The sequence below is a fragment of the Sorangium sp. So ce448 genome (genome assembly GCF_051520915.1).
Taxonomy (GTDB): Bacteria; Myxococcota_A; Polyangia; order Polyangiales; family Polyangiaceae; genus Sorangium; species Sorangium cellulosum_B.
Genome location: NZ_CP150343.1, coordinates 8072690 through 8085296, shown reverse-complemented (window position 1 = coordinate 8085296; position 12607 = coordinate 8072690). Strand labels below are relative to the sequence as shown.

Annotated in this window: 10 protein-coding genes; 7 read left to right on the top strand and 3 right to left on the bottom strand. The window is 68.9% G+C overall.

Features of this window, described 5'->3' with window-relative positions; translation table 11 throughout:
• Window positions 1–520 precede the first annotated feature (520 nt).
• Window positions 521–814 (top strand): hypothetical protein, encoded by a 294-nt coding sequence (locus tag WMF45_RS30490; protein WP_437708482.1) that lies wholly within the window; start codon window positions 521–523, stop codon window positions 812–814.
• A gap of 167 nt (window positions 815–981) precedes the next feature.
• On the opposite strand, the gene WMF45_RS30485 is transcribed toward WMF45_RS30490, so the two are convergent.
• Both WMF45_RS30485 and WMF45_RS30480 read right to left on the bottom strand, forming a co-directional pair.
• Window positions 982–1461, bottom strand: coding sequence for a YbhB/YbcL family Raf kinase inhibitor-like protein (locus WMF45_RS30485; RefSeq protein ID WP_437708480.1), 480 nt, complete (start codon window positions 1459–1461; stop codon window positions 982–984).
• A gap of 93 nt (window positions 1462–1554) precedes the next feature.
• Window positions 1555–2898 carry an erythromycin esterase family protein gene (locus tag WMF45_RS30480; protein ID WP_437708479.1) on the bottom strand — a complete coding sequence of 448 codons (1344 nt, stop codon included), beginning with the start codon at window positions 2896–2898 and terminating at the stop codon, window positions 1555–1557.
• A gap of 1131 nt (window positions 2899–4029) precedes the next feature.
• On the opposite strand from WMF45_RS30480, the gene WMF45_RS30475 reads away from it, so the two are divergent.
• From WMF45_RS30475 to WMF45_RS30450, 6 genes are all read left to right on the top strand, one after another.
• Window positions 4030–5145: a glucuronyl esterase domain-containing protein gene (locus WMF45_RS30475; RefSeq protein WP_437708477.1), complete on the top strand. Its 1116-nt coding sequence runs from the start codon at window positions 4030–4032 to the stop codon at window positions 5143–5145.
• A 216-nt stretch (window positions 5146–5361) separates the two neighbouring features.
• Window positions 5362–6444: an FG-GAP repeat domain-containing protein gene (locus WMF45_RS30470; protein ID WP_437708475.1), complete on the top strand. Its 1083-nt coding sequence runs from the start codon at window positions 5362–5364 to the stop codon at window positions 6442–6444.
• A 282-nt stretch (window positions 6445–6726) separates the two neighbouring features.
• Window positions 6727–7509, top strand: a complete 783-nt coding sequence (locus tag WMF45_RS30465; RefSeq protein WP_437708473.1) for a hypothetical protein — start codon at window positions 6727–6729, stop codon at window positions 7507–7509.
• Window positions 7510–7735: 226 nt separating this feature from the next.
• The gene (locus WMF45_RS30460; RefSeq protein WP_437708472.1) at window positions 7736–8893 is read left to right on the top strand and encodes a sensor histidine kinase; all 1158 of its coding nucleotides are present in this window, start codon (window positions 7736–7738) and stop codon (window positions 8891–8893) included.
• On the top strand, window positions 8890–9546 hold the full coding sequence (locus WMF45_RS30455) for a response regulator (RefSeq protein ID WP_437708470.1): 657 nt from the start codon (window positions 8890–8892) through the stop codon (window positions 9544–9546). Before WMF45_RS30460 ends, WMF45_RS30455 begins: the two co-directional genes overlap by 4 nt.
• 130 nt (window positions 9547–9676) lie before the next feature.
• Window positions 9677–10405 (top strand): DUF2306 domain-containing protein, encoded by a 729-nt coding sequence (locus WMF45_RS30450; RefSeq protein ID WP_437708468.1) that lies wholly within the window; start codon window positions 9677–9679, stop codon window positions 10403–10405.
• Here WMF45_RS30450 and xylA read toward each other — a convergent pair.
• Window positions 10386–11717, bottom strand: coding sequence for a xylose isomerase (gene xylA / locus WMF45_RS30445; RefSeq protein ID WP_437708466.1), 1332 nt, complete (start codon window positions 11715–11717; stop codon window positions 10386–10388). The genes WMF45_RS30450 and xylA overlap by 20 nt on opposite strands.
• Between the last annotated feature and the right edge of the window lie 890 nt (window positions 11718–12607).

Genomic DNA, 12607 nt, shown 5'->3' with positions numbered 1-12607 from the left:
AGACATGCCAGCTGCGTTTGACGACCGAGCGGAGCCCTTGCGTTAGAGCAGCTCCACAGGACTCGGAGCATCAGGCCAGCTCGCGTGTCATCTGCCCCTGTGTGCTGCCTGACCAAAGAGCACTCGTCGTGCCAGCCGCGTTCTCCGCTGGCCCAGCGCGCGCCGCGCCCTCTCGCCGCGCCAACGTGAGGCCGCGGCCGCTCGGCGGCGCGCTCCGCCCGCGGCGGGCTTGCGTGTTCGAGCAAACCATCGCGCGCAACCCTTTGCTCGGATTGCCGCGTTCGAAATGACGATCTCGCCGGGCGTGATGAGGATGCGGCAGGACAGGCGAGCTCAACCCGCGCAGCCGGGCCGGCTGCGCCGTCCGAACATCGCAGACACACGCGGGGCAGCGCTCCCGTACCTGCCGCGGCGCCGCGAGCTCGGCCGCCGGCCGCGCCATTCGGCACGCCGCGTGCCTCGGCCCCTGCCCATCAAGGATGCCCAGTCATGGAAGCATCGCTGACCAGGAGGAGTGAAGATGCGCGGTACGCTGTTATCGGTGTTCGTGTTGTCGGTGCTGCCCGCTTCCACGGCGCTCTGGAGGAGCGCGGCCGCGGAGGCGGTGGACGGCAGAGCGGGGGCGTTGGTCGAGGCCAGTGAGCCTGATCCTTCGCTGGCCAGCGACGCTGAGGTCGCGGCGGGCGGCGAGGAGGACTCGGTCGCCTCGTGCGTCGCCACCTGCCCGAAGGGCGACAAGGTCGTCACGTGTCCTGATGGAGTGTGTCAGTGCCACTGCGACGACGACGGCCGCCCGGTGTGTAAATGCGGATGAGCGCGCGCCGAAGGCGCGTTCATGGCGAGGTGTAGATTCGCGATACGGGCTCATCCGCCGGGCAGGCGAGCGTGGCGCACGCGGGTACGCCGCAGCGAGTCGAACGACGCGGATGAGCCCGCAGCGCACGAAGGCGAACGCGAGCCGTGGCCGGCGGCGCTCGGCTCCTACGAGCCGCCCCTCTTCTGGTACGTCCCGACGAGCTCGACACGCGCGAGGACGTGCCCCTCCATCGCCTTCTCGAGCTCCACCTTCGTGAGCCCGCCTCGCGGGGGCAGCACCGTGTCGAGCGCATACAGCTTGAAGAAATAACGGTGCTTGCCGATCGGCGGGCACGGGCCGCCGTACCCGGCGCGCTTCCAGTCGTTCCTTCCCTCGAGCGTGCCTGTCGGCAGATCGGCCTTGCGCGCGCCCTCGGGCAGGCCGCCGGCGTCGGGCGGGATATTGTAGAGCACCCAGTGGACCCACGTCGTCTTGGGGGCGCGTGGATCGGGCGCGTCCGGGTCGTCGACGATGAGCGCAAGGCTCCTCGTGCCGCCGGGGATACCCGACCAGGAGAGCGCGGGCGGCACGTCCTTCCCCTCGCAGGTATGCACGATCGGGATCACGTCATTATGGTGGAAATCGGGAGATTGTAACGAGAGCATCGGTTCACCTCGCCTTCAGAGCCTCCCTGAGGGCCCATGCCTGATTTCCGCGCGCCCAGCGGGCTCTGCGCGGCGCGCGCCATGCAGCCGGCGTCACACGCCGGAGGGGTAGGTCTCCGGCGGCTCCTTCTCGGCCCGCGGCGCGAGGTGCAGGGGCCGGACGGCCTGTGACTCGTCCACGAAGAGGAGCGCGTCGTAGCGGCGCGGCAGCACCGTCGGCACGTAGTTCCCGTACCGGTCGTACTCGGGGTGGTAGACGACGCCGACGGCGCGGTGGCCGCGCCAGGCCAGCGACTCCTCCGGCAGCCGCCCCGGCTCGAAGATCAGCAGCTGATCCCGGCCGCCCGCCTCGTGCAGCAGGTCCTCCCAGCTCTCGGGCCGCCCGACCGGCAAGCGCATCACCTCCATCAGCGCGTCCCACGCGCGGGCGGCGATCACCGTGCCGCGGTGGGCGCCGAAGGCGACGAGCGCGACGCGCTCCTCCCCGTGGCGCTCGCGGGCGAGCTGGCCGAGGTTCACCTCGCCCCGCTCCGCCATGTCGGTGAAGCGCGCGTCGCCGACGTGCGTGTTGTGCGCCCAGACGATCGCCCGGCCGCTCGGGCCGTGTTGCTCGAGCAGCCGATCGAGCGTATCGGCCATGTGCCCATCGCGGACGTTCCACGACGCCGCGTCGCTGCGCACCATCGCCCGGTAGTAGGCCTCGGCGTTCTTGACCACGAGGGCGTTCTGCTCGGCGACGAAGTGCCCGTCGCGCCCGTCGGCGCCGAACTCCGGCGCTCTCTTGCGCACCTCCGCGAGCAGCTTGACGGCCTCCGCCTGGCACGACTCCGGCACGAGCACCGTCGCCCGGGCGTACTCGTGGGCGTCGTCGGCGTACGGCTCGAAGCAGCGCAGCGCGCGCCGCGCGGCCGGCAGCGCGTCGGGGGCGGCCCCCTCCAGGTAGCGCATGACCTCGCGGAGCGAGTCCCAGAGGCTGTAGACGTCGAGCCCGTAGAAGCCCACCCGCTGCTCCTCGGGCCGACCCTCGTTGTGCCTGCGCAGCCACTCGACGAGGTCGGCGACCTCCTCGTTGGCCCACATCCAGGTCGGCCAGCGATCGAAGGCGCGCAGCACCGCGCGGGCGCTGCTCCCCGCGTCCGCGTAGCCCTTCACATAGCGGTTGACGCGATAGCAGTCGGGCCAGTCGCCCTCGACGGCGATGAAGGAGGCGCCCGCTTCGACGATCAGCCGCCTGGAGAGCGCCGCGCGCCACGTGGTGAACTCGCGCGTCCCGTGCGTCGCCTCGCCCAGGAGCGCGCAGCGCGCGTCGCCGATGCGCTCGATCAAGGGGTCGAGATCGGCCGTGGCGCGCAGCGGACGAGCCAGCGCGCGCAGCGCGGCCAGGAGGTCGGGCGTCGCGCGCGTCCCCGGCTCGATGAGGCGTCGCAGTCGAGCCATGATGGGATCCACCTGGGGCGCGGCGGCGGAACGGCAAGCTCGCGGGGTAAGGGCGGGGGTGCAGGCCGCCTGGCGGCGGAAGGAGGGCCGCCCGGTGCCGCTGAGCCCGTGCCTCCGCGGGCACATCGCCGCCGGAGTCCGGTTCGTCCTCCGACGTCGAGCAGACGACCAGATTCTGCGTCGACGCGACGCGACGAAAAAATCTCGCTGACGAGTGTCGCCTCCTCGGATGTCCCGCAGGTGCGAGCTCTCGCGAGGTGTTCCCGGAGACGATCCGGATCACATCGACTACAAACCTGTCGAACATTTGCATTCTGGCCAGATGTCGCCCGCTTCGAGCGTACGATTCCCAGCGATAAGCGTGATCGAATTGCCCTTCGCCGGGAATGGGTATCTGGTGATGTCGTCCCGGCCAGCCTTCTCCAGACCTCTCCCCCCAACGGCCCTCCTCCGCCTGTTCGTCGCGCGCCGCTCCAGCGACAGCTCCGAGACCACCCCCGGGCCCCGGGAGCGCCGTTCTCATGGCTCAGCTTGCGGGTCCTCGGCTTGACGGCGAACGAATCGCACCGCGCCCTGAAATCTCTCGTTCACGTGCCATTGGCAACCTCACGGCACATCGTCGCACACGTCACGAAAGCAGCGTCGCCAACGCGTAAAACGCACTGACTTCCCTGTCGTCCGCTACAAGTACGGCGGTTTGCCCGCGTGTCACGTACCACGTGTCATGTACCGCGTGCCGCATTCCGCCACTGCACTCGAAACATGGAGGCCTTCATGTCTGTCCGTTCTCGTGCCTCGCGCAAAATAACCGCCCTCGCGATCCCCGTCCTCGCCCTCTTGAACTTCCCTGGCTGCGCTGCAGAAGTAGGAACCGGCGGTGCCGGGGGAGACGCTTCGGGCTCAGGCGGCGGGACCCCGAGCGGGAGCGGGGGAGTCACCTCGGGTGCAGGCCCCGCGACCAGCGGTGGTTCCACGACCAGCGGAGGCGCCGGTACGGGCGGCGGTGCCGCGACGAGCGGAGCCGGCACGGGCGGCTCCCCGACCGGCGGGGCCAGCACGACCAGCGGGACCGGCGAGGCCAGCGCGACCACCGGGACTGGCGGCGGCCCATTCACGTGTGTCCTGCCCACGTTGCCCGAGCCGAGCGGCCTGACCGAGGTGAACGAGAAGCTCCCGGATCCGTTCACGTTCTTCAACGGAACGAAGGTCACGACCAAGGAGCAGTGGGAGTGCCGCCGCAAGGAGATCCTGGCCATGGCAGCCAAGTACCTTTACGGCCCGGTCCCCGGCGAGCCGGATGAGGTGACCGGTACCGTCTCCGGAGGTACCGTTTCGATCACCGCCAAGGTGGGTGGAAAGTCAGAGACCTTCTCGGCGAGCATCAGCGGATCCGGCAGCGTGATCGCTCTCAAGCTGTCCGGTGGGATTTTCCCGTCAGGCAGCAAGACGCTGTCGTTCGGAAGCGGCTTCGAGGGCAAGATCAGAAATCTCTTCGGCCTGTCCGAGGTCAACACCAACATCGCCAACGGCTGGATGATCGACCGGGTGATGGACGTGCTGGAGAAGAACCCCGGCAGCGGGCACGATCCCACGAAGGTGATGGTGTCGGGATGCTCCGGGTGTGGAAAAGGCGCTTACCTGGCGGGTGTCTTCAGTCGTGCGCCGGTGGTCGTCATCGTGGAGTCGGGCGGCGGTGGTGTAGCCAATTTGCGCCAGGCGGAGTGGTTCAGGCACGGTGATGGTGGTTCTGTCTGGCAGTGCTCGGATGCCAAGCCTCAGAGCATCGACAACCTCGAGGACAGCGGTATCTGCGGACCCTGGGTGACCAGCGCGGCCCGCTGGCTCCGGAGCGACCCCTCGAAGGTGTACAACCTCCCCTTCGATACGCACATGCTCCTGGCGACCATCGCACCGCGGCACCTCGTGCACTTCACGAACGCCAATGGCAAGAACTCGTGGTGTCACCTGGGTGGGACCTGTGAAGCGCTCTCCGCATGGGCGGCAAAGCCGGTGTGGAAAGCGCTCGGCGTTCCGGAGCGCATGGGTTTCACGATGTACAGCGCGAACCACTGCGGCGCCTCGGGCACTCAGACCGCCCTCGCAGGCGAGATGTTCAAGCGCGCGTTCGAGGGCAACACCAGCGCAAACACGGACGTGATGAACATCCTGGACAATGGCGTTCAGCAGCCGGTCAGCGAGTGGAAGAGCATGTGGGTTGACTGGGATATGGATACAGTGCTGCAGTAGTTAGCCTGGTCACGAGGAGGCGCGGCCGGGTCGTCGTGCGAGGCCCTGCCGCGCCGGCGCGGCCACCCCCGATTCCCCTCTCGACGTCGCGGCCGCTGGACTGGCGCTTGCCGCTCCACGGGCGCGCGTGCTCGGCGCGCCCACGAGGCCGGACGCTGGACAGGAATTGCCCGGCCGGCATCTGTGCCCGCGCCCGAGGCGCAAGAGAGGGCGCGTATGAGACGGTCTGCGGCTACAGGGGCGGCGCTGCGCGTTGTCGCCGCGATTCACACCATGGCCGCCTGTTCGTCGGGCGTGGACCTGCGCGAGGAACCTCGGGCGGACGAGCCCGCGGCGTCACCGCTGGGGGTCGCGACGCCGAGGCTGGGCCGCGCTCGGTGGGAGGCAGTCCGCCTGAACGACTTCGATGCCGACAGCATGGGGGACATACTCTGGAGCAGCAAGGAGCAGAACCTGCTCGCGATCTGGCGGATGGAGGGGAACCGGCTCCTGGCGCCGGGGCCGCTCCTCCCGGGACCCATCGGCCAGGGCTGGGAGGTGGCCAATGCGGGCGACTTCAACCGCGACGGCATGGCGGACGTTGTCTGGCTCAACGCAGGCCAGAACCTGATGACGATATGGCTGATGAACGGAAGCCAGCTGCTCGCGCCGGGGCCGGTGCTCCCAGGGCCGCCCGGCGAGGGATGGACGGTCACCTCGGCGACCGATTTCAACATCGATGGGATGTCGGATCTGCTCTGGAACAACGAGCGACAGAACCTGATGACGGTCTGGCTGATGGATGGAGGCCAGCTGCTGTCCCCGGGCCCGGTGTTCCCGGGGCCGCCCGGCGAGGGCTGGACGGCGCCCACCGCGCAGGACGTGAACGCCGACAACATGGGGGACGTGTTCTGGAACAACATCCAGAAGAACCTGATGGCGATCTGGCTGATGGACGGAGCCGAGCTGCTGGCGACGGGGCCGGTGATCCCGGGGCCGCCCGGCCGCGGCTTCCAGATCGTCACCTCGTCGGACTTCAACTTCGACGGCATGGGGGATGTGCTCTGGAACAGCCCCGAGCAGGGCCTGATGGCCGTGTGGCTGATGGCCGGAGCCGAGCTGCTGTCGCCGGGACCGGTGATCCCGGGGCCGCTCGGCCGCGGCTGGGAGTTGCGCCCCGGCACCGACGTCAACTTCGACAGCATGGCGGACGTCCTCTGGTACGCCGTCGGGACGAACCAGGCGGCGGTCTGGCTGATGGACGGCACGCAGCTGCTCGCTCCCGGGCCTGTGATCCTGGGGCCTCACGACGGCGGGTGACGCGGCGCCGTCGCGCGCCCAGGCACGCGACGTCTCGCGCGGTCAATGGCGCCGCTCGTTCTGGACGCGCGACGGCGGCATTTCGGCGCGGACGGAGATAATCGAGGTCGTTGCAGGTCGCCGTTGCCTCGAGCGCCGTTGTGGGCTTGACGCTCCAGGGACATTTCGATCTCCTCCTCTCTCATGAACAGTGTGAATTCCGCTGCCGGAACTGCCGGAGAATGCGCAAGAATCCGACGGTCGGCTCGATCGTGGCTCGACCGGCTGACGTGGATGACCGCTGTGTCGTTGCTCGTCGCGTGCGGTTCGGGCGATGGGAACAGCGCCAGCGCGGGCGACACAACGGTCACGGAGGGCTCGGGCGGCGCAACGAGCGGGACCTCTCATGGTGCGTCGGGAGGGCTGGGCGGAGGCAGCGACGGCGGCTCGGGCGGAGACACCGGCCCTGGCGCGACGTCTGGCGCTTCGGCAGGGGGGGCCGGAGAGGGGGGCGCTGGAGATTGCGAGAGCGGCCCGGAGGCGCTCGAAGGCAGCGTCCATCGAGGCGATCTGCTCATCGCGTCCGACGCGGACGCCCTCGCGGCGCGCGCTTACTCCACGATCGACGGCACGATCTCGGTCAGCTCCGATTTCGCCGGAACGCTCGACTTGCCCAGCTTGCTCGAGGTCGGCGGTATCCGCGCCGAGGGCAGTGCCTCGAGCGGGGAGCTGGTCACGGCGCAGATCAAGGCGATCCGCATGCCGAACCTGGTGCGAGTTCGCGGTACGTTGTGGATCTACCTGGCGTTCGAGCTGCTGGAAGCCGATTTTCGAAAGCTCGAGGCCGTCGACGCGCGGCTCTGGATCCATCGAAACACGGAGCTCGCGACGCTGCGGCTCGATGCCCTGCGCAGCGTGGGCGAGGACGTACAGATCACCGACAACTTCAAGGTCCCGGCATGCGCTCTCGAGAGGATCGAAGCCAACCTGAGGGCGGCCGGCAACACAAGCATTGGCATTTCCGGAGGCTCGCAGGAGACCGGCTGTGAATGCAGGCTCGTCTGCGGACAGGGGCTCTGCTTGTAACGAGCGTCGGTCCGTGGCCGAGTCGAGAACGTGCGCCATCGGACAGGGGAGGTCTCCCTGCCGGCAGCTTCGGGGCGTCGATCCGCGCGGCGCAGCCGGCCATCGCGAGAGCGCCCCCATCGAGGCCTCGTGCGCGGCGTCCATCCGGTCTATGCTGCGACCAGCACGCCAGGTCGTCGTGCTGGTTCGCTCGAACGATGGGTATGGAGTCAACCCGGCTCTTCTCATGAGGCAGGTGCGCGAGTTCTTTCGATCCGTGGGGTCCGAGCCACGAGCGCCGCACCCCCCTCGACGCGTCCGGATGGATTGGGTGCTCCTGGCCGGGTTCGCCGCGCTCGGGTCGCTCGAGGTCGCGATCCGGCGCGACCTGCCGTGGCGGATCGCTTCGCTGGTCCTTTGCCTCGGGCTCTTGCCGACGCTGCTCTGGCGGAGGACCAGGCCGCTGCAGATGGTCGTGATCGCGTTCGGCCTTAGCATCGCGATACAGCTCGCCGTGATGGCGACCGGCAGCGCGTCGCCAGGGCTCTACGCGATGGTCTACATGGTGCTGCTGCCCTATTCGTTGTTCCGCTGGGGTACGGGGCGTGAAGCGATGATCGGGCTGCCGATCATGGTGACCTCGGCGGCGGTCGACATGATCCGTTCTCATGCCAGGACCGGCGATGTCATCGGGGGCTACGCCGTCCTGCTCTCCACGATGGCGCTCGGCGCGGCGGTGCGCTACCGGGATCGCGTGCGCCTGCGAGAGCTCGATGAAGCCAAGCTGGCCGAGCGAGAGCGGATCGCCCGCGACCTGCACGACACCGTGGCCCACCATGTATCGGCGATCGCGATCCGCGCGCAGGCTGGCCTCGTCGCCGCGTCGGCTCGCCCCGAGGCGCCTGTCGACGCGCTCCGCGTGATCGCGGACGAGGCGTCTCGCGCCCTCGGCGAGATGCGCATGATGGTCCGGCTCCTGCGTGGCGGCGAGCCGGCCGAGCTCTCGCCGAGCCCGCGGGTCGCCGACCTCGGACAGCTCGCGGGCGCATCGGCCACAGGGGCTCCTGTCGAGGTGAAGTTGACCGGGAGCTTCGATGACCTGCCATCGCCGGTCTCCGCCGCGATCTTTCGCCTCGCGCAGGAGTCGATCACCAACGCTCGCCGGCACGCTCGCCACGCGACCCGGATCGACGTGGAGGTCACGGCCGACGACACGTCCGTGCGTCTGCGGGTCACCGACGACGGCCAGGGGGCCCACGCCGGCCACCCCACGTCGACGGGATACGGGTTGGTCGGCATGATCGAACGAGCGACGCTGCTCGGCGGTACGTGCCATGCGGGCCCGGGCCCGCGGCGCGGCTGGACGGTGACGGCCGTGTTGCCTCGGAAAGGACAGCCCAGTTGAGCATTCGCGTCCTCGTCGCCGACGATCAAGAGATCGTCCGCACCGGGCTCAGCATCCTCCTCGACGCCCAGCCTGACATCGAGGTCGTGGGCGTCGCCGACGACGGACACAAGGCCGTGGAGCTGGCGCTCGCCCTCCGTCCCGACGTGTGCCTGTTCGACATCCGCATGCCCGGGATCGACGGCATCGAAGCTACCCGACGGCTCGCCGGCCCGGCCGTCGACCGTCCCCTGGCGGTCGTGGTGATCACCACCTTCGATCACGACGACTACGTGGCTTCCGCCCTCAAGGCCGGCGCCCGCGGCTTCTTGCTGAAGGACGCCGGTCCCGAGCTGCTCGCGCAGGCCATCCGCGCCGCCGCGAGCGGCGACGCCTTGATCGCGCCACGTGTCACCGCCCGCCTGCTCTCCTCGTTCGCCGCCTCTCGCCGCCAGCCGCCACGAGCACAGCCCGGGGAGCCCCTCACCGCCCGCGAGGAGGAGGTCCTCCTCATCGTGGCCCGCGGTCGAACCAACGCCGAGATCGCCGACGAGCTCCACATCAGCCTGAGCACCGTCAAGGCGCACATCGCCAGCCTCATGACCAAGCTCGGCGCGCGCAACCGGGTCGAGATCGCCATCTGGGCCTACGAGACCGGCCGCGTCCGCGACTGACCTGTCGGCCCGGGGCCAGGGGGCGGTGCACCTGGCCGAAAGTACGATCGTCCCATCGGCCAATCGGCCGACCCAGATCCGCCATTTGCGCCAATTGCGACGCAGCCAGGGCCGTCCCTAGCTTTTCGGCATGACGAACGAGAGCACCACGACCCCCTCGGCGAGGCGAGACTGGCTCGTCCCCGCGCTTCTGCTTGGCCTCAGCGCGGTCCCCGTGGTGGCCGGCGCCTTCCGCCTGGCCGAGCTGAGCGTCGGCGCCACGGTCACCCCGGACAACGCCCGCTTCTTCGCCGCGCCCGTGCCCATCGTGCTGCACATCCTCAGTGTCAGCGTGTTCTCGGTCCTTGGTGCGTTCCAGTTCTCCCCGGGCTTTCGCCGCCGGATGCCTCGCTGGCATCGCGCGGCGGGGTGGGCCGTGGCCCCGTCGGGGCTCGTGGCCGCCGCCTCGGGTCTGTGGATGCAGGCGTCTTACGAGCTCCCCGAGGGGGACGGCGACACCCTCGCCGTTCTCCGGGTGCTGTTCGGCTCTGCCATGTTCCTGTCGCTCGTGCTCGGTCTCGTCGCCATCTCGCGGCGCGACTTCGTCCGTCACGGCGCGTGGATGCTGCGCGGCTACGCGATCGGCCTGGGCGCGGGGACTCAGGTGCTGACCCACATGCCGTGGGTGCTGCTCTTCGGCGCGCCGGGCGAGGGCGTCAGAGCGGTCCTGATGGGCGCCGGCTGGGTGATCAACGTCGCCGTCGCGGAGTGGATCATCCGCAGGAGAGCGACATCTCCTCGGAAAGCAAAACAGCCGGGCGCGCAACGGCGCCCGGCTGTCGTTCCCCCGATCGCTCGGCTTATCGGATCCAGCGATTGACGATGTTTTCGTACAGCTCTTGCTGACCGCTCGTGAGCTTGACCTCACCGCCGGCGTTGCCGATCTCGGCCAGCTGCTCCAGCGTCAGCTTGCCCTGCTCGAAATCGGCGCCCTTGCCGCCGTCGAAGGACGCATAACGCGCCTTGCGCATCCCCTCGAGCGGCGACTTGCGGATCAGGTCATCGGCGATGAGCAGCGAGCGCGCGAACACGTCCATGCCGCCGATGTGCCCGTGGAAGGTGTCGATGAGATCGCTCGAGTTGCGGCGGCGCTTGGCGTCGAAGTTGACGCCGCCGCCCTGGAACCCACCGCTGCGGAGCAGGATGAGCATCATCTCGACCGTCTCGTTGATGTTGTAGGGGAACTGATCGGTGTCCCACGCGTTCTGGTAGTCGCCCCGGTTGGCGTCGATGCTGCCGAGCATGCCGTTGTCCGCGGCCACCTGCATCTCGTGATCCATGGTGTGGCCGGCGAGCGTCGCGTGGTTCGTCTCGAGGTTGAGCTTGAAGTCCTTGTCCAGGCCGTGCTCACGCAGGAACCCGATCACGGTCTCGGCGTCGAAGTCGTACTGGTGCTTGGAGGGCTCCATCGGCTTGGGCTCGATGAAGAAGACGCCCTTGAAGCCGCGCGCGCGCGCGTAGTCGCGGGCCATGGTCAGGAAGCGAGCGAAGTGCGCCTTCTCGCGCTTCATGTCCGTGTTCAGCAGGCTCATGTACCCTTCGCGGCCGCCCCAGAACACGTAGTTCTCACCGTTCAACGCGATGGTCGCGTCGAGGGCGTCCTTGAGCTGGGCGCCGGCGTAGGCCAGCACGGAGAAATCCGGGTTCGTGGAGGCGCCGTTCATGTAGCGCGGGTTGGAGAACAGGTTCGCCGTGCCCCACAGCAGCTTGACGCCCGACTGCGCCTGCTTCTGCTTGGCGTACTCGACGATGGTCTGGAGGCGACGCGACGTCTCGGCGCGGTTCTCGCCCTCCTCCACGAGGTCGATGTCGTGGAAACAGTAGTGCGTCGCGCCCAGCTTGGTGATGAACTCGAAGTTCGCGTCCATCTTCATCCGAGCGCGGGCCAGCGCGTCCTTGCCCTCGTCCCAGGGGAAGTTGATCGTCCCCGGACCGAACGGATCGTGCCCGCGCCCGCAGAACGTGTGCCAGTAACACACGGCAAACTTGAAGTGATCCTTCATGGCCTTGCCGGCGACGACGCGGTTGGCGTCGTACCACTTGAAGGCGAGGGGGTTGTCGGACTCGGGCCCCTCGTAGGGGATCTTGCCAACACCCGGGAAGTACTCTCTGTCGCCAGTGACAACGGTCATAAACGGATCTCCAGCTCGTGGTTTGCGTGTGCCTAAGTTCAGAGGGCGCTTTCGACAACGGTGTCCGCGGGGGTTGCCCCAGGGCTCTGGTCTCCGGGCCAGGGTGGAGGCGGCGTCTCCACGCCCGCGCTGGGCTTCCAGGCATGTTGCGTTTGTTGTGGCTCCGGCGCTCCTCGAGTCAGATGAACCACCGCCGCGCATCAATTGCGCGCGTGGCGGAATCGGCGGGCTAGCAATAACATGGTGCCGGGTCGGAGGCTAGGGTGGGCCTCCGGCGCCTCGCGCCGCTGACTCTGGCTAGCTGTGCCGCGTCAACCTCCCCGCACGGACGAGCCGCGAGACCTCACCCAGGTTGCCTGCGCTGCCCTCGCCGGATCCGCCAAGGCGCTCGTGCTGCCGCCCCCTGCGACGCCGGCCGTGTTGAGCGAGCCGGTCCACGGCGGCCATGTCTTACAGCGACATGGCATTTGAGCGCCCGGCGGCGGAACTTTCGACGTGGGTGGCGCCCGAGAGGGGCCAAGCTCTGCGCGTCCGCCGCTTCGCGAGGCAAGGACTCACCCGCGCCGTTGGCCGCCAGTCGCGCTCGCGCGGACGCTTCGCTCACCTACCAGGCCAGCGTGTGCATGTCAACGCTCGTCAGGGCCCGTGTGACGGGGGGACGGCCGGTGGTCTGGAGCGGGCGAGACTGCGGCCATCGCTGCGGATCGCGCGCGACGGTTCTGCACCGCAGGCTTGTTGCCCAGGGGCGCCTCGGGTGGCGCTGGAGGCCTTGCTGAGCCGCCGGGCCCCCTCACCGGGGCCTGCGGGAGGAGCCTGGGACTGCTCGCGCGGCGGTGGGTGAGGGGATGTCCGCCATCGATGGCTGTTCTGGTCCAGGGTGCTGGCGTGGT